The sequence below is a fragment of the Brevibacterium ihuae genome (genome assembly GCF_900184225.1).
In the GTDB taxonomy this organism is placed as follows: Bacteria; Actinomycetota; Actinomycetes; order Actinomycetales; family Brevibacteriaceae; genus Brevibacterium; species Brevibacterium ihuae.
This window is the reverse complement of the sequence record NZ_FXWZ01000002.1, coordinates 274,242-295,254: the sequence shown is the minus strand read 5'-3', so window position 1 is coordinate 295,254 and position 21,013 is coordinate 274,242. Positions and strand designations below refer to the sequence as shown.

At 72.4% G+C, this 21,013-nt stretch carries 20 protein-coding genes; 1 reads left to right on the top strand and 19 read right to left on the bottom strand.

Annotated features, from left to right (window positions below; all coding sequences use genetic code 11):
* Window positions 1-267: 267 nt before the first annotated feature.
* The 13 genes from C1A17_RS14130 to pyrR are packed head-to-tail and all read right to left on the bottom strand — an operon-like array spanning window position 268 to window position 15,071.
* Window positions 268-2,721 (bottom strand): primosomal protein N' family DNA-binding protein, encoded by a 2,454-nt coding sequence (locus tag C1A17_RS14130; protein ID WP_219618231.1) that lies wholly within the window; start codon window positions 2,719-2,721, stop codon window positions 268-270.
* 7 nt (window positions 2,722-2,728) lie between these two features.
* On the bottom strand, window positions 2,729-3,931 hold the full coding sequence (metK, locus tag C1A17_RS01305; RefSeq protein WP_101649985.1) for a methionine adenosyltransferase: 1,203 nt from the start codon (window positions 3,929-3,931) through the stop codon (window positions 2,729-2,731).
* A 9-nt stretch (window positions 3,932-3,940) separates the two neighbouring features.
* Window positions 3,941-5,179, bottom strand: a complete 1,239-nt coding sequence (coaBC, locus tag C1A17_RS01300; RefSeq protein WP_101649983.1) for a bifunctional phosphopantothenoylcysteine decarboxylase/phosphopantothenate--cysteine ligase CoaBC — start codon at window positions 5,177-5,179, stop codon at window positions 3,941-3,943.
* Window positions 5,176-5,493 carry a DNA-directed RNA polymerase subunit omega gene (rpoZ, locus tag C1A17_RS01295; protein WP_101649980.1) on the bottom strand — a complete coding sequence of 106 codons (318 nt, stop codon included), beginning with the start codon at window positions 5,491-5,493 and terminating at the stop codon, window positions 5,176-5,178. Before rpoZ ends, coaBC begins: the two co-directional genes overlap by 4 nt.
* Window positions 5,494-6,114 (bottom strand): guanylate kinase, encoded by a 621-nt coding sequence (gmk, locus tag C1A17_RS01290; protein ID WP_101649977.1) that lies wholly within the window; start codon window positions 6,112-6,114, stop codon window positions 5,494-5,496. It lies immediately after the preceding gene.
* The gene (gene mihF, locus C1A17_RS01285) at window positions 6,111-6,428 is read right to left on the bottom strand and encodes an integration host factor, actinobacterial type (protein WP_101649975.1); all 318 of its coding nucleotides are present in this window, start codon (window positions 6,426-6,428) and stop codon (window positions 6,111-6,113) included. The genes gmk and mihF overlap by 4 nt, the downstream gene beginning before the upstream one ends.
* 41 nt (window positions 6,429-6,469) lie before the next feature.
* Window positions 6,470-7,318, bottom strand: a complete 849-nt coding sequence (pyrF, locus tag C1A17_RS01280; RefSeq protein ID WP_101649973.1) for an orotidine-5'-phosphate decarboxylase — start codon at window positions 7,316-7,318, stop codon at window positions 6,470-6,472.
* Complete coding sequence (gene carB, locus C1A17_RS01275) at window positions 7,315-10,587, bottom strand: carbamoyl-phosphate synthase large subunit (RefSeq protein WP_101649971.1); 3,273 nt, start codon at window positions 10,585-10,587, stop codon at window positions 7,315-7,317. Before carB ends, pyrF begins: the two co-directional genes overlap by 4 nt.
* 12 nt (window positions 10,588-10,599) lie before the next feature.
* On the bottom strand, window positions 10,600-11,754 hold the full coding sequence (gene carA, locus C1A17_RS01270) for a glutamine-hydrolyzing carbamoyl-phosphate synthase small subunit (protein ID WP_101649969.1): 1,155 nt from the start codon (window positions 11,752-11,754) through the stop codon (window positions 10,600-10,602).
* Window positions 11,751-12,248: a PH-like domain-containing protein gene (locus C1A17_RS01265; protein WP_101649967.1), complete on the bottom strand. Its 498-nt coding sequence runs from the start codon at window positions 12,246-12,248 to the stop codon at window positions 11,751-11,753. Before C1A17_RS01265 ends, carA begins: the two co-directional genes overlap by 4 nt.
* Window positions 12,236-13,543, bottom strand: a complete 1,308-nt coding sequence (locus C1A17_RS01260; protein WP_101649965.1) for a dihydroorotase — start codon at window positions 13,541-13,543, stop codon at window positions 12,236-12,238. Before C1A17_RS01260 ends, C1A17_RS01265 begins: the two co-directional genes overlap by 13 nt.
* Window positions 13,540-14,520: an aspartate carbamoyltransferase catalytic subunit gene (locus C1A17_RS01255; protein WP_101649964.1), complete on the bottom strand. Its 981-nt coding sequence runs from the start codon at window positions 14,518-14,520 to the stop codon at window positions 13,540-13,542. The genes C1A17_RS01260 and C1A17_RS01255 overlap by 4 nt, the downstream gene beginning before the upstream one ends.
* Window positions 14,520-15,071: a bifunctional pyr operon transcriptional regulator/uracil phosphoribosyltransferase PyrR gene (gene pyrR / locus C1A17_RS01250; protein ID WP_101649963.1), complete on the bottom strand. Its 552-nt coding sequence runs from the start codon at window positions 15,069-15,071 to the stop codon at window positions 14,520-14,522. The genes C1A17_RS01255 and pyrR overlap by 1 nt, the downstream gene beginning before the upstream one ends.
* A 155-nt stretch (window positions 15,072-15,226) precedes the next feature.
* Here pyrR and C1A17_RS01245 point away from each other — a divergent pair, with 155 nt between their 5' ends.
* On the top strand, window positions 15,227-16,237 hold the full coding sequence (locus C1A17_RS01245) for an alpha/beta fold hydrolase (RefSeq protein WP_180953180.1): 1,011 nt from the start codon (window positions 15,227-15,229) through the stop codon (window positions 16,235-16,237).
* Here C1A17_RS01245 and nusB read toward each other — a convergent pair.
* The 6 genes from nusB to C1A17_RS01215 all read right to left on the bottom strand — a co-directional run bounded on the left by nusB (window position 16,218) and on the right by C1A17_RS01215 (window position 20,999).
* The gene (gene nusB, locus C1A17_RS01240; protein ID WP_101649960.1) at window positions 16,218-16,625 is read right to left on the bottom strand and encodes a transcription antitermination factor NusB; all 408 of its coding nucleotides are present in this window, start codon (window positions 16,623-16,625) and stop codon (window positions 16,218-16,220) included. The two genes, C1A17_RS01245 and nusB, sit on opposite strands and share 20 nt — an antisense overlap.
* Complete coding sequence (gene efp / locus C1A17_RS01235) at window positions 16,622-17,185, bottom strand: elongation factor P (protein WP_101649958.1); 564 nt, start codon at window positions 17,183-17,185, stop codon at window positions 16,622-16,624. Before efp ends, nusB begins: the two co-directional genes overlap by 4 nt.
* Before the next feature lie 74 nt (window positions 17,186-17,259).
* Window positions 17,260-18,366 carry a 3-dehydroquinate synthase gene (gene aroB, locus C1A17_RS01230; RefSeq protein WP_101649956.1) on the bottom strand — a complete coding sequence of 369 codons (1,107 nt, stop codon included), beginning with the start codon at window positions 18,364-18,366 and terminating at the stop codon, window positions 17,260-17,262.
* Window positions 18,363-19,028: a shikimate kinase gene (locus C1A17_RS01225; RefSeq protein WP_101649954.1), complete on the bottom strand. Its 666-nt coding sequence runs from the start codon at window positions 19,026-19,028 to the stop codon at window positions 18,363-18,365. Before C1A17_RS01225 ends, aroB begins: the two co-directional genes overlap by 4 nt.
* Window positions 19,025-20,218, bottom strand: a complete 1,194-nt coding sequence (aroC, locus tag C1A17_RS01220; protein WP_101649952.1) for a chorismate synthase — start codon at window positions 20,216-20,218, stop codon at window positions 19,025-19,027. Before aroC ends, C1A17_RS01225 begins: the two co-directional genes overlap by 4 nt.
* A 10-nt stretch (window positions 20,219-20,228) precedes the next feature.
* The gene (locus C1A17_RS01215; RefSeq protein WP_180953179.1) at window positions 20,229-20,999 is read right to left on the bottom strand and encodes a prepilin peptidase; all 771 of its coding nucleotides are present in this window, start codon (window positions 20,997-20,999) and stop codon (window positions 20,229-20,231) included.
* Window positions 21,000-21,013 lie beyond the last annotated feature (14 nt).

Genomic DNA, 21,013 nt, shown 5'->3' with positions numbered 1-21,013 from the left:
GATCCGATGACGCCCCGGCCCGGCGCATCGTTCCTCGGCTTCACGGTTCCCCGACGCGTCACCCGGCCGACACCGCCGACCGGCACCGGCGCGCGCATTCGGTCAGTCTCCGGACCTGGCGCCTCGAGATGGCTCCTCGACCAGACGCCTCAAGCTGCATCCTTTTGCCGGCAACTCGAGCCGCGCGCCTCGAGCTGGCGACTCCAGATGGCAACTCGAGCCGGCGCCACAAGCCGACGTCTCGGACCCAGCGCGGGTGCGAATCGCCTACAGCGCGTCGGGGTCGTCGACGCGGACCGAGACGATCTCGGCGCCGCGCATGGAGCGGGAGGCGACCTCGGCGGCGAGGCGCGTCGTCACCGCGCGGCCGTCGGCGATCGCGAAGCCGAGCACCACCGCACAGGGATCGTCCTCGGCGATGAGCTCGCGCACCTCGGCGGTCTCGCGGAGGACCGCGATGACCTCGCCCACGGCCTCGCGCCCGCCGGTGAGCGTCACGGTCCGCGCCGCCGGCGGCAGTCCGAGCGCCGCCCGGTCCGCGCACTGCTCCGCCGCCCACGGGATCGGCTCGAACCGGCTCACCACGCGCTGCACCGCCTCGTCCTCGTCGAGCAGCAGCACCCGCCCGCCGGCCGCGCGCGAGCGCACGAGCGAGGCACCGCGCAGGCGCCGGGCGATCGCCTCCTCCGTCGAGCGCAGGCCCGGCCCCGGCCACAAGGTGTCGAGCAGCAGCACCGAGGCGTATCCGCCCTCGACATAGGGCTCCGCGCCGGTCGTCGCGACGACGATGCTCGGCTCCGGCTCCACCTGGGCGAGCACCCGATCGCCGCCCGAGCGCACGATGAGCGCCCCGGGGAACGCCCGGCCAAGCTCCTCGTACACCTTGTCGAGCCCGCTCACCACCGAGCGCACGGCGGTCGCCGAGCATTCGCGGCACGTCACCGAGTCGGCCCGGTACCCGCACTGCCGGCAGGCGAAGGGGCCGAGGATCGAGGCGGCGGTGAGCTTCGACTCGCACTGCGGGCAGCGGGTCACCGTCCGGCAGCGGGCGCACGCGATGACCGGCAGGTAGCCCGCGCGCGGCACCTGGACGAGCACCGCGCCCGGCGGGGCCGGTGCCCGGCGCGAGCGGCCGAGCGCATCGCGGACGAGCTCGAAGGCGCGCGGCGGGAGGCGGCCGGCGGACCCCGGGTCGCCGTCGGGATCGGGGACGAACACGAGCGGGGCGGCCTGCCGGCGGAGCTCGCGCGGGGCCAGGATGTCCCCCACCCAGCCGGAGTCGACGAGGTGCTGGGTCTCCGTGCTCCGCCCGTAGTCGAGGAGGAGCAGCGCGGAACCCTCGAGCTGCACCCGGGTGAGGAGCACCTCGCGGGCGTGCGGATAGGGTGCGCGCTGCTCGAGGTAGGAGTCGTCGGCGTCGTCGGAGCAGATGATGAGGCCCGGGTCCGGCAGCGGCGCGAAGGCCGCGGCCCGGGTGCCGATGACGAGGCGCGCGCGCCCGGTGAGCGCGGACACCCACGCGTCCCAGCGCTCCTCCTGACCCTGGTCCGCCGAGAGCCGGACCGTCACCGGGGCGAGATCGCCGAGGCGCGCCTCGAGCGCGGCGAGCTCGCGGTGGTCGGGCACGAGCCACAGCACGCTGCGCCCGGCAGCGAGGACGGGGGCGGCGGCCCGCAGGCCGAGGTGGATCCAGCCGGTGCCGGGGTCCTCGCCGGGCAGCACCGCACACGCCGCGCGCGGGCCGCGCACCGCGCCGGCACCCGCAGCCGCACCCTGGCCGGGACGGGCAACCGCAGTCGTGCCCTCTCCCGGACCGGCAACCGCGGCCGTGACCGCGCCCGTGCGCGCTGCCTCGTCCGCACCGGCACCCGTCTCCGCGGCCACACCCGGATCCGCCCCAGCGCCGCCAACCTCACCATGCGCATTCGTGCCTGAATCCACAGGCTCATCCGCACCCGTCTCCGCACCCGCACTGAGATCCGCACCCGCACCCGCGTCGCCATCAGCAGACTCATCCGCACCCGCACTCGCATCCGCGACCCAGGCCTCGAGCGCGGCGAGGTAGGCGTGGAAGGCGGGCGGCTCGTCGGCGCGCGGGGTGATCTCCCCGGCGACCTGGACCAGCGCGGGTGCCGAGAGCAGCCGGGCGGGCCGCGCGAGGGCCCGCTTCTCGGCGCGGGCGTGGCGCGGCGGGATCGCGAGGCGCAGCACATCGGGCAGGGTGCCGGCGTACCGGTCCGCGATCGCGCGGCACAGCGCGAGCAGCGCGGGGGTGAGCACGGGCAGCGGGGAGGTCACGCGTTCGAGTGCCGCGAGTTCGCCGACGTGCTCGGTGACCTCGCGCCGCTCGAGGACGAAGCCCGAGGTCAGCCGGCCGGCGAAGCGCACGCGCACGCGCACCCCGGGCTGCGCGGCGGCATCGAGCTGCGCGGGCACGGCGTAGTCGAAGGGGCGCGCGAGGTGCGGCAGCTGGGTCTCGACGAGCACCGCGGCGACGGGCAGGCGCTCCGCCGGTGTGATTCCGCCGCGCACCCGCAGGGGGCCGCCGAGCTCCGGCTCGAGGCCGGCACCGCGGCCCGCTCCGGCACCGGATTCACCCGCGGCACCATGCTCTCCCGCGGCGCCGCCCGCTCCCCCGGCACCCGGCACTCCCCCGGTGCCGTCCGGGCTCGTCGCGGGGAGCTCGTCGAACAGCCCGGGCGGGTGCGGATCGCCGGTCATCGGGAGATCAGCTCACCTCGCGGCGCAGCGCCTCGGCCCGGTCGGTCCTCTCCCAGGTGAAGGTGTCCTCGGTGCGGCCGAAGTGGCCGTAGGTCGCGGTCGCGGAGTAGATCGGGCGCCGCAGGTCAAGCGCCTCGATGATCTTCGCCGGGCGGAGGTCGAACACCGTGCGGATGGCCGCGGCGATCTTCTCCGGGGCCACGGTCTCCGTGCCGAAGGTCTCGACGTAGAGGCCCACCGGGCGGCTCGAGCCGATGGCGTAGGCGACCTGGACCTCGGCGCGCTCGGCGAGGCCGGCGGCGACGACGTTCTTCGCCACCCAGCGCATCGCGTAGGCGCCCGAGCGGTCGACCTTCGAGGGGTCCTTGCCGGAGAAGGCGCCGCCGCCGTGGCGGGAGAAGCCGCCGTAGGTGTCGACGATGATCTTGCGGCCGGTGAGCCCGGCGTCGCCCATCGGACCGCCGACGACGAACGGCCCGGCGGGATTGATGAAGTATTCGGTGCCGGTCGTGTCGAGCCCGCGCTCGGCGAGCACCGGGTCGATGACGGCCGCGCGCAGATCGCTCTCGAGCTGGCGTGCACCGACCGCGGCGTCATGCTGCGAGGACACGACGATCGCCTTGACGCTCACCGGGGTGTCGCCGTCGTAGCCGATCGTCACCTGGGTCTTGCCGTCGGGCCGCAGGTAGTCGAGCTCGCCGGACTTCCGGACCTCGGTGAGGCGCTCGGACAGGCGGTGGGCGAGGTGGATCGGGAGCGGCATGAGGACGTCGGTCGAGCTGTCGGCGTAGCCGAACATCAGACCCTGGTCACCCGCGCCGAGCAGCGAGCCCTCGTCGGCGGGATTATGGGTGCCCGAGCGGTGCTCGAGCGAGGTCGACACGCCGGAGCTGATGTCCGCCGACTGCGAGCCGATCGACACCGAGACGCCGCACGAGTGGCCGTCGAACCCCTTGTCCGAGGAGTCGTAGCCGATGTCGGTGATGACCCGGCGGACGATGTTCGCGACGTCGGCGTAGCCGCTCGTCGTCACCTCGCCGGCGACGTGGACGAGACCGGTGGTGACGAGGGTCTCCACCGCGACGCGCGCCTGCGGGTCCTGGGACAGCAGGGAGTCGAGGACCGCATCGCTGATCTGGTCGCAGATCTTGTCGGGATGGCCCTCGGTCACGGATTCGGAGGTGAACTGGCGCAGGGTCGAAGAAGTCACGGTGCCATCCTAACGAGAGAGTACGGACACGAGCCCCGCGATGACGTCCCGTGACACCTCGGCCTTGGTGCCCGAGGCGCGGGCGACCTCGGTGACCGAGTCCCCGTCGCGGTGGAAGAGCACGACGGTGTTCGTCTCGGTCCCGAACGCCTGCCCCGCGGACACGTCGTTGAGGACGAGGAGGTCGCACCCCTTGCGGAGCAGCTTGGCGCGGGCGAGCTCCTCGATCCCGGCGTCCGGGGAGCCGGTCTCGGCGGCGAAGCCGACGATGAGCTGGCCGGGAGTGCGCGAGTCGACGAGTCCGCGGAGGATGTCGGGGTTCTGGACGAGCTCGAGCCGCATCCCGGCATCACGGGACTTCTTCATCTTGTGCGCGGCGACCTCCGCCGGACGGTAGTCCGACACCGCGGCGCACATGATGACGACATCGGCCGTCGGCTGGGCGGCGCGGCAGGCGGCCTCGAGCTCGGCGGTGGTCTCGACGTGCTCGACGTCGACCCCCGCGGGCAGCCCGGCGAGGATGTCCGCGGAGACGTTCGCGGCGACGAGGCGGACTTGCGCTCCGGCCTGAGCGGCCGCGGCGGCCAGCGCGACGCCCTGCTTGCCCGAGGAGCGGTTGCCGAGGAAGCGGACGGGATCGAGGGGCTCGCGGGTGCCCCCAGCGGACACGAGCACGGTGCGCCCGGCGAGCGCGCCGGAGGCGTCGCCGCCGGCACGCGCGTGCTCCGCATGGACCGCGAGCGCCGCGGCAACGATGTCGCCGGGCTCGGGCAGTCGGCCGGGTCCGGAGTCGGCGCCGGTGAGGCGGCCGCTCGCGGGCTCGATGACGGTGACGCCGCGCGCCCGGAGAGCGGCGACGTTGTCGACGGTGGCGGCGTTGAACCACATCTCGGTGTGCATCGCCGGGGCGACCACGACCGGTGCAGTGGTGGTGAGCACGGTGGCGGTGAGGAGGTCGTCGGCGATCCCGGCGCGCACCCGGGCGAGGAGGTCGGCGGTGGCCGGTGCGATGACGACGAGGTCGGCGTCCTGTCCGATGCGGACGTGCTCGACCTCGTCGACGCGGGTGAAGACGCCGGTCGCCACGGGCTGACCGCTCAGGGCCTCCCAGGTCGCGGCGCCGACGAACTCGAGCGCCGCCCGGGTGGGCACGACCCGCACCGCATGACCGCGCTCCCTGAGCTCGCGCACGACATGGCAGGCCTTGTAGGCCGCGATGCCGCCGGCGACGCCGAGGACGATCCTCACTGCTCGGTGAGGTCCTCGACCGGCATGCCGAAGTCCTCGACGACCGGCGGGGCGAAGTCGGACTCGCGGGGCTCGCGGATGAGGATCTTGCCCTCGTTGATCTCGCGCAGGGCGATCGAGAGGGGCTTCTCATTGGGCTCGGGCGTCACCAGCGGACCGACGTTCTCGAGCAGGCCCTCCTGGAGCTGCGCGTAGTACGCGTTGATCTGCCGGGCGCGGCGCGAGGCCTCGATGACGAGCTCGTACTTCGAATCGGTCACCGCCAGCAGCTCGTCGATCGGCGGGTTGGTGATACCTTCGGGTTCTCCGGACACTCAGACTCCATTCGACTCGGGGCTGCCGACCTGGCCGACGGGATCGTCGGCGGGGTCGACCTGATCGTCGACCGACAGCCCCATCAATCCTACTAGGTCTTGCGCGGCAGTTCGAACGTCGTGATTGACCACGGTGTGGTCGAACTCCGATTCCGCGGCGAGCTCCGCCTGCGCGGTCTCGAGCCGGCGGGCCTGCTCCTCCGGGCTCTCCGTGCCGCGGCCGATGAGCCGCCGGACGAGCTCCGACCAGCTCGGCGGGGCGAGGAACACGAACCGCGCGTCCGGCAGCGCCTCCTTGACCTGGCGGGCGCCCTGGAGATCGATCTCGAGCAGCGGGGCGTGCCCGGCGTCGAGGGCCTCGCGGACCGGTCCGGCCGGGGTGCCGTAGCGGTAGCGGCCGTGGACGGTCGCGTGCTCGAGCAGCTCGCCGGCGTCGATCATCGCGTCGAACTCCTCCTCCGTGCGGAAGAGGTAGTGCACGCCGTCGATCTCACCGGGGCGGGCCGGACGGGTGGTCGCGGACACCGAGAACCACACCTGGGGGAAGTGCTCGCGGATGTAGGCGCTGACGGTTCCCTTGCCGACCGCGGTGGGCCCGGCGAGGACGGTGAGTGTGTTCACGGAGTGCCGAACTTCTCCAGCAGCGCAGCGCGCTGGTGGACGCCGAGTCCCTTGAGGCGGCGCGAGGCGGCGATGCCGATCTCCTCCATGAGCGAGGTCGCACGGCGGTCGCCGACGCCGGGCAGCGAGCGGAGCAGATCGTGGACCTTCATCTTGCTCAGGGCCTCGTCGTCACCGGTGCGGTCGAGCACCGCCGCGAGCGAGGTGCGGCCCGACTTGAGATCGGCCTTGACCTCCGCGCGGGCCTGCCGTGCCTTGAAGGCCTTGTCCAGGGCCGCCGCGCGCTGTTCGGGCGTCAATGGTTCCAGTGCCACGTCTACTCCTCGTCGAGACTGTTCCTAGGAGGGAAGTCCCCTCAGTCTAGACGCATCCGGCCGCTGAGCACACGGGTGATCTCGTCCATCGCCCCGGCCAGGGCGCTGTGCGCGGGCCCGGCGGCGAGCACCGAGCGCGAGGCGTTGACGAGCACCCGGCCCGTGGTGAAGCTCTCCCCGAACACCGCGACGAGATCGTCCGCGGTGCCGCCCTGGGCGCCGTAGCCCGGAGCGAGGACCGGGCAGCGCAGGGCGTCGGGATCGATCCCGAGGTCGGTGAGGGCGGTGCCGATCGTCGCGCCGATGACCGCCCCGGCCCGCGGCGAGCCGACCGCGGCGTTGAACTCCGCGATGCCGTCGAGCACCTCGGCGGCGACCGGGCGCCCGGCCGCCGTGATCGCGTGCTGGACCTGCGGGCCGTCGGGGTTCGATGTGAGCGCGAGGACGAACACCCCGGTGCCGAACGCGCGCGAGGCCTCGAGCGCGGGAGCGAGCGACCCGAAGCCGAGGTACGGCGAGAGGGTCACCGCATCGGCGCACAGCGGCGAGGCGGGATCCATGTAGGCCTGGGCGTACCCGGCCATCGTCGATCCGATGTCGCCGCGCTTGACGTCGAGCACGGTGAGCAGACCGGCCGCGCGGGCCGCGGCGAGGACCTCCTCGAGGACCGCGACCCCGGCGGAGCCGAAGCGCTCGTAGAAGGCCGACTGCGGCTTGACGAGCGCGACCCGCCCGGCCGCGGCCTCGACGACGGCGAGCGAGAGCTCCCGCGCGCCGGCCGCGGTGTCGGGCAGCCCCCAGTCGGCGAGCACCCCGGCGTGCGGGTCGATCCCGACGCACAGCGGCGAAGTGCGCACCGCCTCCTGCCAGGCGACGCCGAAGTCCCTCATGCCCAGTCCTGGAGCGAGCGGACGTCGAAGGCGCGCTGCTGGGTCGACTCGATCGCGGTGACCGCGGCGGTGAACTCCGCGACCGTCGTCATGAGCGGGATCGAGGCGGCGACGGCGGCCGCGCGGATCTCGTACCCGTCGGCCCGCTCCTGGCGGCCCGAGGGGACGTTGATGACGAGATCGATGCGGCGCTCGGTGATGTCGTCGAGGATCGTGCGCTCCCCCTCGGCCGCCTCGAAGTACTTCGGGAGCCGGGTCGCGGCGATGCCGTAGCGGGCAAGCACCGCTGCGGTGCCGCCGGTCGCGACGACGGTGAAGCCGAGATCGACGAGCTGCTTGACCGGCAGCACGATCGCGCGCTTCTCGCGGTCGGCCACGGAGACGAAGACAGTGCCCCCGGTCGGCAGACCGGAGTCCGCCGCGAGCTCGGCCTTCGCGAAGGCGACGGGGAAGGTGACGTCGATGCCCATGACCTCGCCGGTCGAGCGCATCTCCGGGCCGAGGATCGAGTCGACGATCGCCCCGTCGACGGTGCGGAACCGGCGGAACGGGAGCACGGCCTCCTTGACCGCGATCGGGTGGTCGAGTCCGAGCCGCGAGCCGTCCCCGGACTCCGCGAGCACGGTCCCGCGCAGGCTCTCGATCGACCGGCCGACCGCGATGAGCGCGGCGGCCTTGGCGAGCGGGTGGCCGGTGGCCTTCGACACGAACGGCACCGTGCGCGAGGCGCGCGGATTGGCCTCGATGACGTGGAGGACGTCCGCGGCGATCGCGAACTGGATGTTGAGCAGCCCGCGCACGCCGGTGCCGCGGGCGATCGCGGCGGTGGCCTCGCGGACCCGCTCGAGGACGTCCTCGCCGAGGGTGATCGAGGGGAGCACGCACGCCGAGTCGCCGGAATGGATGCCGGCCTCCTCGATGTGCTCCATGATCCCGCCGATGTACGTCTCCGTGCCGTCGTACAGCGCGTCGACGTCGATCTCCACGGCGTCCTCGAGGAACCGGTCGACGAGCACGGGGCGGTCGATCGAGACCTCGGTCGCGGTCTCCATGTAGCCGAAGAGCTGCTCGGTGTCGTAGACGATCTGCATGCCGCGGCCGCCGAGCACATAGGACGGGCGGACGAGCACCGGGTACCCGATCTCGGTCGCGATCCGCTGCGCCTCGTCGTAGGTCGTCGCGGTGCCGTGCTTGGGCGCGATGAGTCCCGCCTCGGCGAGCACCTGGCCGAACTCGCCGCGGTCCTCGGCGAGGTCGATCGCCTCGGGCTGGGTGCCGAGGACCGGCACCCCGGCCTGCTTGAGGCGGTCGGCGAGGCCGAGCGGGGTCTGGCCGCCGAGCGTGCACACGACGCCGGCCACGGGCCCGGCGGCGAGCTCCGCGTGGTAGACCTCCATGACGTCCTCGAAGGTCAGCGGCTCGAAGTACAGGCGGTCGGCGGTGTCGTAGTCGGTCGACACCGTCTCCGGGTTGCAGTTGACCATGACGGTCTCGTACCCGGCCTCGGACAGCGCCATCGTCGCGTGGACGCACGAGTAGTCGAACTCGATTCCCTGCCCGATCCGGTTGGGACCGGAGCCGAGGATGATGACGGCCTCGCGCTCGCGCGGCATGACCTCGGTCTCGAGGTCGTAGCTCGAGTAGTGGTACGGGGTGCGGGCGGCGAACTCGCCGGCGCACGTGTCCACGGTCTTGAACACCGGGCGCAGGCCCAGCGCGTGGCGCACGCCGGTGACGACCTGCTCGTCGAGGTGGCGCAGCCGCCCGATCTGCGCATCGGAGAAGCCGTGGTCCTTGGCGAGCCGGATGACCTCGCGGGAGAGCTCGGGAGCGTCGGCGATGACCTCGGCGACCTCGTTGATGAGCGCGATCTGGTCGAGGAACCACGGATCGATGTCGCACGCCTCGTGGACCTCGTCCACGGTCATCCCCGAGAGCAGCGCCCTCTGCACGGTGTGCAGCCGCTCGCTCGTCGGGTGCCCGAGCGCGGCGACGACCTCGCTGCGGACCTCCGGATCGGCGAGGTCGTAGCGCTCGGCGAAGTCGAAGGCCGAGCCCTTCTGCTCGAGCGACCGCATGGCCTTCTGGAGCGCGGTGGTGAAGTTCCGGCCGAGCGCCATGGCCTCGCCGACGGACTTCATCGTCGTGGTGAGCGTGGGATCCGCGGCGGGGAACTTCTCGAACGCGAAGCGCGGGATCTTGACGACGACGTAGTCGAGCGCCGGCTCGAACGAGGCCGGGGTGACCTCGGTGATGTCGTTGGGGATCTCGTCGAGCGTGTAGCCCACCGCGAGCTTCGCGGCGATCTTGGCGATCGGGAAGCCGGTCGCCTTCGAGGCGAGCGCCGAGGAGCGCGAGACCCGCGGGTTCATCTCGATGACGACGATGCGCCCGGTGTCGGGGTCGATCGCGTACTGGATGTTGCAGCCGCCGGTGTCGACGCCGACCTCGCGGATGACGTCGATCCCGATGTCGCGGAGCTTCTGGTACTCGACGTCGGTGAGCGTCATCGACGGCGCGACGGTGATCGAGTCGCCGGTGTGGACGCCCACCGGGTCGACGTTCTCGATCGAGCAGATGACCACGACGTTGTCGTTGCGGTCGCGCATGAGCTCGAGCTCGTACTCCTTCCACCCGAGGATGCTCTCCTCGAGGAGCACCTCGTGGGTGAGCGAGTCGCTCAGCCCGTCGCCGGCGATGCGCCGGAGATCGGTCTCGTCGTAGGCCATGCCGGAGCCCAGGCCGCCCATGGTGAACGAGGGGCGCACGACCATCGGGTAGCCGAGCTCGTCGGCGGCGGCGAGGCACTCGTCCATGGTGTGGGCGATGACCGAGCGCGCGACGTCGGCGCCGCATCGCTGGACGACCTCCTTGAACTGCTGGCGGTCCTCGCCGCGCTGGATCGCGGCGACGTCGGCGCCGATGAGCTCGACGCCGTACTTCTCGAGGATCCCGGCCTCGTGGAGGTTGATCGCGGCGTTGAGCGCGGTCTGCCCGCCGAGAGTGGGCAGGATCGCGTCCGGCTTCTCCTTCGCGATGATCGTCTCGATGACCCCCGGGTCGATCGGCTCGACGTAGGTCGCGTCGGCGATCTCCGGATCGGTCATGATCGTCGCCGGGTTGGAGTTGACGAGGATGACCCGCAGGCCCTCCTGCTTGAGCACGCGGCACGCCTGGGTCCCGGAGTAGTCGAACTCGCAGGCCTGCCCGATGACGATGGGGCCGGAGCCGATGACGAGAACGGACGACAGGTCTTCTCTGATGGGCACTTCGGGTTCTCCTTAGAGCGCGGCTGCGCGGGATTCGGTCATGAGGTCGACGAAGCGGTCGAACAGGCCGCGGGAGTCGTGGGGGCCGGCGGCGGACTCCGGGTGGAACTGCACCGAGAAGGCCGGCACGTCGAGGCACCGGAGGCCCTCGACGACGTCGTCGTTGAGGCACACGTGGCTGACCTCGACGCGGCCGAACTCCGGGTCGGCCGGGGCCGTGACGGCGCCCTCGAGGGGGGCGTCGACGGCGAAGCCGTGGTTCTGGGCGGTGATCTCCACCCGGCCGGTCGAGCGGTCGAGCACCGGCTGGTTCATCCCGCGGTGGCCGAACTTGAGCTTGTACGTGTCGAAGCCGAGCGCGCGGCCGAGGAGCTGATTGCCGAAGCAGATGCCGAACACCGGGGTGCGCGCGGCGAGCAGCCGGCGGAGCACGTCGACCTGGTGGTCGGCCGTCGCCGGGTCGCCGGGGCCGTTGGAGAAGAACACGCCGTCGACGCCGATCTCGGCGATCCGCTCGTACGGGGTCGAGGCCGGGACGACGTGGACCTCGATCCCCCGGGAGGCGAGCTGCGCGGGGGTCTCGGACTTGATCCCGAGGTCGTAGGCGACGACGGTGAAGCGCTTCTCCCCCACCGCCTCGACGACGTGCTCGTCCTCGCGCGAGACCTCTCCGGCGAGCTCCGCCCCGGTCATCCGGGGAGCGGCGGTGACGGCGGCGAGCAGCTCGGACTCCGGCCGCTCCGCGGCCGCGCCGGAGAAGATCCCCACCCGCATCGCCCCGCGCTCGCGCAGGTGGAGGGTGAGGGCGCGGGTGTCGACGCCGGAGATGCCGACGATGCCGAGCCGCTCCAGGCGCGCCTCGAGGTCCTCGGTGGCCCGCCAGTTCGAGGAAATCCGGGCGGCGTCGCGCACGACGTAGCCGGCGACCCAGTAGCGCAGCGACTCGTCGTCGGCGTCGTTGACCCCGGTGTTGCCGATGTGCGGGGCGGTCTGGATGACGACCTGCCGGTGGTAGGAGGGGTCCGTGAGCGTCTCCTGGTAGCCGGTCATGCCGGTGACGAACACCGCCTCGCCGATCGTCTCGCCGACGGCCCCGTAGGCCCGGCCGGTGAGCGTGCGGCCGTCTTCGAGCACGAGGACGGCGGGTGTGGTGGACAGCAGGTTCACGAGTTCTCCCCGATGAGCTGGCGGATGTGGTCGATGGTGGGGGTGCGGTCGGCGGCCGCGCGGGTGCGGAATCCGGTGTCGACCGCGGTGTCGCCGAGGCGCCACGAGATGACGATGAGGCCGTCCTTCTCGACGAACTTCCCGATCATCCCGCTCGCGGTGCTCACCCCGCTGATGTCGTGCACCGGGATGAGGAGGTCGTCGACCCCGTCGCGGTCGATGATGACGCCGTCGTCGGCGATCGCGAGGAACGCTGAGGTGCGCAGCCCGAGGCCGTGGGCGGCGACGCGCTCGAGCGGCTGGTCGGCGAGCGTCGTCGCGACGTACATCCCTGCGACCGGCTCGCCGCGCACGGGCATGCCCTCGACGGGCCGGGCGGGAGCGGGGAACTGCGCGGTCTGGGCGCGGCGGCGCGCGGTCCAGCCCCACGCCACGAGGGCGAACAGGGCGACGATGACGCCGACGACGATGAGCGCGGGGATCAGCCGATCCACGATCCGCCTCCGGAGACGGGATGCGGTGCGGTGAGCGCGGAGTCGGCGACGACCTGGTGGCCGTAGAGGAAGGTGTGGACGATCCGGGTCGACACGGTGAACCCGGTGAAGGGGTTGTTGCGCCCGAGGGTGGCGTGCTCGGCCGGGTCGATCCGCACGCTCGCGTTCGGATCGACGAGGACGAGGTTGGCGCCCCGGCCGGTCTCGATCCGACCCTGCTCGTCGAGCCCGGAGATCTCCGCGGGCCGGGTGCTCATCACCCGGGCGACGTCGGAGAAGTCGAAGTCGTGGTCGCGCATCGCCTCCACGACGATCGCGAGCGCGGTCTCCATCCCGACCATGCCCATCGCCGCCGCCGTCCACTCGCAGCACTTGTGCTCGGAGGTGTGGGGGGCGTGGTCGGTGCCGACGACGTCGATCGTGCCGTCGGCGAGCCCGGCGCGCACCGCGTCGACGTCGGCCTGCGTGCGCAGCGGCGGATTGACCTTGTAGAGCGGGTCGTAGGTGCGGACGAGCTCGTCGGTGAGCATGAGGTGGTGCGGGGTGACCTCGGCGGTCACCTGCACGCCGCGCGACTTCGCCCAGCGCACGAGCTCGACGCTGCCGGCGGTCGACAGGTGGCACACGTGGAGGCGGGAGCCGACGTGCTCGGCGAGCAGGATGTCGCGGGCGATGATCGCCTCCTCGGCGACGGCCGGCCACCCCGGCAGGCCGAGCTCGGCGGACACCGTGCCCTCGTTCATCTGCGCACCCTCGGTGAGCCGGGGCTCCTGCGAGTGCTGGGCGATGATCCCGTCGAAGGTCTTGACGTACTCGAGCGCACGGCGCATGAGGAGCGGGTCGGCGACGCACAGGCCGTCGTCGGAGAAGATCCGCACGCCCGCGGCGCTGCGGGCCATCGCCCCGAGCTCGGCAAGCTGCGTGCCCTGCTGGCCGATGGTCACCGCGCCGATCGGCACGACCTCGGTCCACCCGGCCTCCCGGCCGAGGTTCCACACCTGCTCGACGACGCCGGCGGTGTCGGCGACGGGCGCGGTGTTCGCCATCGCGTGGACGGCGGTGTACCCGCCGCGGGCGGCGGACTGCGAGCCGGTGAGGACGGTCTCCGCGTCCTCCCGCCCGGGCTCGCGGAGGTGGGTGTGGAGGTCGACGAGGCCCGGCAGCGCGACGAGCCCCGCGGCGTCGACGACGACGTCCGGATCGGTCACCGCGTCGACGAAGCGTCCGTTCTCGATCGCGATGTCGCGCGTCCCGGTGCCCTGGACCGAGGCGCCCTGGATGAGGTACGCGGTCATGGTCGTCCTTCCGAATCGGTGCCGATGAGGAGTCGGTAGAGGGCCGCCATCCGCACCGCGACGCCGTTCTCGACCTGGTCGAGGATGACGGCGCGCGGCGAGTCCGCGGCGGCGGCGCTGATCTCGAAGCCCCGGTTCATCGGGCCCGGGTGCATGATCGCGGTGTGCTCGGGCAGCGCGCGCCAGCGCTGCTCGGTGAGGCCCCAGAGCCGCGTGTATTCGCGGGGGTTGGGGAAGAACGACTGGTGCATCCGCTCGAGCTGGACGCGCAGCATCATCACCGCGTCGAAGCGGTGCGCGGCGAGCGCCTCGTCGAAGTCGTAGAACACCTCGGCCGGCCACGCGTCGACGCCCCAGGGCATGAGCGTGGGCGGGCCGATGAGGACGACGCGGGCCCCGAGCGTGGTGAGCAGGTGGACGTTCGAGCGGGCGACCCGCGAATGGAGGACGTCGCCGACCACGGCGACCGTGGCTCCGGCGAGGTCGCGTCCGCGCGCCCCCTCCGCCGCACCCGAGGCCGGCGCCCCGGCGAGCACGCGGCGCAGCGTGAACGCGTCGAGGAGCGCCTGCGTGGGGTGCTCGTGCGTGCCGTCGCCGGCGTTGAGGATCGGCACGTTGATCCAGCCCGAGGTCGCCATCCGCTGCGGGGTGCCGGAGCCGCCGTGGCGCACGACGACCGCGTCGGCGCCCATCGCCGACAGCGTCTGGATGGTGTCCTGCAGGCTCTCGCCCTTCGACACGCTCGAACCCTTGGCGGAGAAGTTGATGACGTCCGCGGAGAGCCGCTTGGCGGCGGCCTCGAAGGACAGCCGGGTGCGGGTCGAGTCCTCGAAGAAGAGGTTGACGACCGTGCGGCCGCGGAGCGCCGGGAGCTTCTTGATCTCGCGCTCGGCGACCTGGGTCATCTCCTCGGCGACGTCGAGCAGGTCGGCCGCCTCGGCGTGGGCGAGCTCGGCGGTGGAGAGCAGGTGGCGCATCAGGCCTCCTCGGACGACGAGATCGTCACCGCGTCGGTGCCGTCGATCTCCGCGACCGTGACGGAGACGCGCTCGTCGACGGCGGTCGGGAGGTTCTTGCCGACGTGGTCGGCGCGGATCGGCAGGCTCCGGTGGCCGCGGTCGACGAGCACGGCGAGCCGCACGGCGGCCGGTCGGCCGATGTCGGCGAGCGCGTCGAGGGCGGCGCGGATGGTGCGCCCGGAGAACAGGACGTCGTCGACGAGGACGACGGTCCGGCCGTCGATGCCGGCCGGCGGGATGCGGGTGGGGGCCGGCGAGCGGAGCCGGGTGGTGCGCAGGTCGTCGCGGTACATCGTGATGTCGAGGCTGCCGCTGATCGCGCGGGCGTCGGTGCCGGGTTCGATGTCGGCGATGCGGGCGGCGAGGCGCTCGGCGAGCGGGACGCCGCGGGACGGGATGCCGAGGACGACGAGGTCGCGGGCTCCCTTGTTGCTCTCGAGGACCTCGTGGGCGATGCGCGTGATCGCCCGGGAGATCTCGTCCGCGTCGAGCACGGTGCGGTTCTTCACGGGTTCCCCTTCTCCGCCTCACGGGACGGTCGTTAAAGGAGGGATGGTGTCCGCGGTCCAGCATACTCGCTCCGCTGCGCGCACCGCTTCGCGGACCCGTGTGACCTGGCTCAAGTCCGGTTATGCTGGGCGCATCGACGGCGAAGGAGCTCACGATGGACGCGTCCGGCATCACCGCCCACCGGCACACCACCGACCGGCACACGACGGCCTACCTCGCGGCGGGAAGCAGCGCGGACCCGGTCGTGCTGCTCGTCCACGGCTGGCCGGAGCACGCACGGAGCTGGATCCGGGTGATGGAGCCGCTGGCCGCCGCGGGCTTCCGGGTCATCGCGCCGGACATGCGCGGCTACGGGGGTTCCACCGTCCACCCGGACCCCTCCGACTACCGGATCGAGGAGGCGGTGGCGGACATGATCGAGCTCCTCGACCATGTCACTGACGGGGCACAGCGGCCGGCATTCGTCGTCGGCCACGACTACGGCGCCCCCGTCGCCTGGAACCTCGCGACCCATCACCCGGAGCGGCTCGCCGGGGTTGCCGGGGTGTGCGTGCCGCACGTGCCGCCGGGCACCTCGCTCGCCGACCACGTCGACCGCCGGCTCTACCCGGCCGCGGAGTACCCCTTGGGGCAGTGGGACTATCTCGTCGCACACGCCCGGATACCCGAGGCGCTCGCGGCGGAGTTCGACCGCGACGTCCCCGGACTCCTCGCCTCGATCATGCGGGCGGGCAGCCCGCGCGCCCTCGAGCGCCCGGTGCCGAACGCGAGCGTGCAGGCCCGGGGCGGCTGGTTCCCCGACGGGCCGCCGCGCCGCGAGCCGGACCCGCGGGTGCTCGACGCCGAGGAGTTCGCGGCCCTCGTGGAATCCCTCGAGCGCACCGGTTTCACCGCCGCGAACGCGTGGTACCGCAACAACCGCGCGAACGAGGCCTATGCCGCCGCCGCTCCGACCGGCGGGCGGATCACCGTTCCCGCGCTGTTCGTCCACGCGCGCTGGGACGCGGTGTGCGCGACGCTGACGACGACCGCGGCCGAGCCGATGCGCGCGGCGTGCGACGATCTCACCGAGGAGATCGTCGACGCCGGCCACTGGGTCGCGCAGGAGCAGCCGGAGGCCCTCACCCGGGCGCTCACGGGCTGGCTCAGCCGAGTGTCGGCTTGACCGAGCGGATCCGGTCGAGGACCCCGTTGACGAACTTCGGGGAGTCGTCGGTGGAGAACGTCCGCGCGAGGTCGACGACCTCGCTGATCGCGACGGGGTCGTCGACCTCGTCGTTGAAGAGCATCTCCCACACCGCGATCCGCAGCAGCGCCCGGTCGACGGCGGGCATCCGCTCGAGCGACCAGCCGCGGGAGTATGTCTCGACGAGCTCATCGATCTCGTCCCGGTGGGCGACCACGCCGTCGACGATCTCGACGGCGTAGGGCTTCATCGGGTAGTCCGGATCGTTCGAGCGCATGCGAACGACCTCCGCGACCGGCAGCTCGCGCTGCTCGGCCTCGAAGAGGAGCTCGAGAGCGCGCCGCCGGGCGCGCGTGCGGGCACTCACTCCTTGACGCGGCCGAGGTAGTCGCCGGAGCGGGTGTCGACCTTGACCTTGACGCCCTCCTCGAGGAACAGCGGCACCTGGATCTCGTAGCCGGTCTCGAGGGTCGCGGGCTTCGAGCCGCCGGTCGAGCGGTCCCCCTGGAGACCGGGCTCGGTGCGGGCGATGGTGAGCTCGACGCTCGCGGGCAGCTCGACGTAGAGCGGGGTGCCGTCGTGGAACGCGATCTGGAGCTTCTGGTTCTCGAGCATGAAGTTCGCGGCGTCGCCGACGAGCGCAGGATCGATCGAGACCTGGTCGTAGTCCTTCGAGTCCATGAACACGTAGTCGGTGCCGTCGTGGTAGAGGTACTCCATGTCGCGGCGGTCGACGGTCGCGGTCTCCACCTTGGTGCCGGCGTTGAAGGTCTTGTCGATGATCTTCCCGCTGAGGACGTTCTTCATCTTCGTCCGCACGAACGCGGGGCCCTTGCCCGGCTTGACGTGCTGGAACTCGAGCACCTGCCACAGCTGGCTGTCGATCGACAGCACCATGCCGTTCTTGAGGTCGTTGGTCGTTGCCACATGGTCTCCTTCACCATTGGGAGTTGCGAGCGCCGATCCGACGCACCGGGGACAGATTCTAGCAAGCGGCGGGCTCAGAGCAGCGTCGTCGTCGGCGACTGCTCGCCGATCTCCTGGTACGCCGTATGGAGGAGGCTCGTGTCGGGCCCCTCGAGGACGGTCGGGCGGCCGATGCCCTCGAGGACGATGAAGCGCATGAGCGAGCCCCGCGCCTTCTTGTCCCGGCGCATCGCGTCGAGCAGCTGCGGCCACTTGTCGCCGCGGTACCCCACGGGCAGGCCGAGGCGGGTGAGCACCGCGCGCTGCCGGTCGACGACCTCCTGCGGGAGGTTCTTCGTCAGCGCGGAGAGCTCGGCGGCGAACATCATCCCGACGCTCACCGCGGCGCCGTGCCGCCACCGGTAGCGCTCGGTGAGCTCGATCGCGTGGCCGAGCGTATGCCCGTAGTTGAGGATCTCCCGGCGCCCCGCCTCGCCGAAATCCTCGCTCACGACCGCGGCCTTGACGCGGATCGAGCGCTCGATGATCTCGCGCAGCACCGCGGAGGTGTGGTCGGCGATCGCCTCCTTGGGCGTCTCCTCGACGAGCTCGATGATCCGTTCGTCGGCGATGAAGCCGCACTTCACCGCTTCCGCGAGTCCGGTGAATAGCTCGTTGTCCGGCAGGGTGGCGAGGGTGTCGGTGTCGACGAGGACGCCGGCCGGGGCGTGGAAGGCACCGACGAGGTTCTTCCCCTCGGCGGTGTTGATGCCGGTCTTGCCGCCGATCGCGGCGTCGACCATGCCGAGCACGGTGGTGGGGATGGTGACGAACCGGATGCCGCGCAGCCAGGTGGCGGCGACGAAGCCGGCGAGGTCGGTCACCGCTCCCCCGCCCACGCCGACGATCGCATCGGAGCGGGTGAAGTCGCTCTGTCCGAGGATCTGCCAGCAGAACGCCGCGACCTGGACGTGCTTGGCCTCCTCGGCGTCGGGGATCTCCGCCGAGAGCGCCTCGTACCCCGCCGCGGCGAGGTCCTCGCGGACCGCCTCGCCGGTCGAGCGCAGCGCGCGCGGGTGGACCACGAGCACCTTGCGGGCGCGCGGGCCGATGAGGCCCGGGAGCTCGCCGAGCAGTCCGGACCCGACGAGGACCGGGTAGTCCCCTCCGGCGCTCACGTCGATGCGGGTGGTCGGTGTCATGCTCTCCTGCTTTCGTCGGTCGTCGTGGATGGGGGTCCGCCGTCGCGCTCGGCGTCGGCGAACCGGGCATAGGCCTCGGCCCGCTCGAGCCCGGTGAGGAGGTCGACGATCCGGTTGACGATCGTCGAGGGCGGTCCATTGGTGGCGGGCACGGTGACGGTCGCCACCGCGCGGTAGAGCGGCTGCCGCTCGGCGAGCAGCGTCTGCCAGCGCTCGAGCGGGTCCTCGTCCCCGGCGAGCAGCGGCCGCTGGGAGCCATGGATCCGAGCGGCCGCCGTGCGGGCATCGATCTCGATGCTCACCACGCGGATCGCGGGGTGGAGGAGCTGGGCGCGGGTCCCGGAGTTGAGGATCGCTCCCCCGCCGAGCGAGACCACGCCGGGCCGGTCGAGGAGGCGGCGCAGACTGCGCCGGACGACCTCGCGCTCGATCTCGCGGAACCGCGCCTCGCCGCGCTCGGCGAAGATCGCGGGGATCGGACCGTAGCGCGCGACGATCTCCGCGTCGGTGTCGGTCATCGGCAGCCCGAGCCGGTCGGCGAGCAGCCGACCGATCGTCGACTTGCCCGCTGCGGGCGGACCGATGAGTGCGATCCGCGACTGGGCCGCGGGCCTCGGCCGCAGCGGGGGCGCGGGGCGGGGCAGCGGCTGCTCGGCGGTCATCGTCCGGAGCGCAGCGCCGCCGGGATCGCCTCGAGGTAGGACTCCAGATTGCGCCGGGTCTCGGCGACCGAGTCGCCGCCGAACTTCTCGACGACCGCCTCCGCGACGACGAGCGCGACCATCGCCTCGGCGACCACGCCGGCCGCCGGCACCGCGCACACGTCCGAGCGCTGGTGGTGGGCCTTGGCCGCCTCGCCGGTGCTCACGTCGATCGTCGCGAGCGCGCGCGGCACGGTGGCGATGGGCTTCATCGCGGCCCGCACCCGCAGCTGCTCGCCGGTGGACATCCCGCCCTCGGTGCCGCCGGCGCGGTTGGTCGCGCGCGTCACCGCACCGTCGTGGGAGACGATCTCGTCGTGGGCGGCTGACCCGCGCCGGGCGGCGGTGGCGAAGCCGTCGCCCACCTCGACGCCCTTGATCGCCTGGATGCCCATGAGCGCGGCCGCCAGGCGGCTGTCGAGGCGCCGGTCCCAGTGGACGTGGGAGCCGAGGCCGGGCGGCACGTTCTCGACGATGACCTCGACGACGCCGCCGAGGGTGTCGCCGGACTTCTTCGCGTCGTCGACCTCGGCGATCATCCGGGCGGAGAGATCGGCGTCGAAGCAGCGCAGCGGGTCCGTGTCGAGGGCCTCGACGTCGCGCGGGGTCGGCAGCGCCTCGTCGCCGGTGCCGGACACCGGGCCGATCGAGACGGTGTGCGAGACGAGCTCGATGCCGAGCTCGCGGAGGAAGTTCACGGCGACCGCGCCGAGCGCCACCCGCATCGCGGTCTCGCGGGCCGAGGCCCGCTCGAGGATCGGACGCGCCTCGTCCCAGGCGTACTTCTGCATCCCGACGAGATCGGCGTGTCCCGGCCGGGGCCGGGTGAGCGGGGCGTTGCGGGCCTGCTCGGCGAGCAGCTCGGGGGCGACGGGGTCGGCGCTCATCACCGTCTCCCACTTGGGCCATTCGGTGTTGCCGACCTCGATCGCGACGGGGCCGCCGAGGGTGGCGCCGTGGCGCACGCCGCCGAGCAGCCGCACCTCGTCGGCCTCGAACTTCATACGGGCTCCGCGACCGTAACCGAGCCGGCGGCGGGCGAGCGCAGCGGCGACGTCAGCGCGCGTGACGGGGACGTGGGCGGGGAGCCCCTCGAGGATGCCGACGAGCGCCTCGCCATGGGACTCGCCTGCTGTAAGCCATCTCAACATTCTCCCAAGTCTACAAAAGCAGCGGTCCCGCGATGACCGCCGTCCACGTGCCGATCAGCATGTGCGGACCGAAGGGGATGGCGCTCCCCCAGCGGGCCCGGCCGGTGCCGACCGCCCACAGCACGTGGACGAGCGCGGACACATTCATCACGAGGAGCGCGATGAGCGGACTGCCGAGGCTCAGCGCACCCGGCAGCATGCCGACGATCACCGCGAGCTTGACGTCGCCGCCGCCCATCCCGGTGCGCCGCATTCGCAGGGCGAGGAGGGCGAGGAGGAGGAAGAAGAGAAGTGCGGCGAACCCGCCGAGCAGGCCGTGGATCGCCGGCGTCGCCCCGGCCGCCCACATCCCGGGCGCGTCGCCGGTGTCGCGCGTGACGCCGATGACGACGGAGACGACGAACAGCACGAGCGCGGCGAAGGTGATCGGCAGCACGATCCGGTTGGGCAGGCGGCGGATCGCGGTGTCGATCCAGAACAGCCAGCCGGTCGCCCCGGCGAACAGCCCGAAGGCCGCGAGGAGCGGGGCATCGGCACCGGTGCGGCCGAGGAACGACGGGGCGATGAACGCGGCGAGCCAGGCGATGACTGCGCCCACCGAGGTGAGCACCGCGGTGACGAGGCCGCTCGGCCGGTCCATCGAGTTCACCCCGCGGAGCAGCCGCAGCCCGGCCTCGTCGTCGATGAGGTGCGGGAACCGGAGCCAGATCCAGGCGCTCACCGCCAGCGAGGCGATCACGGTGATGCTCAGGCTCGCGACGAGCGACAGCGGTTCGGACACTCTTCCTCCTGGTC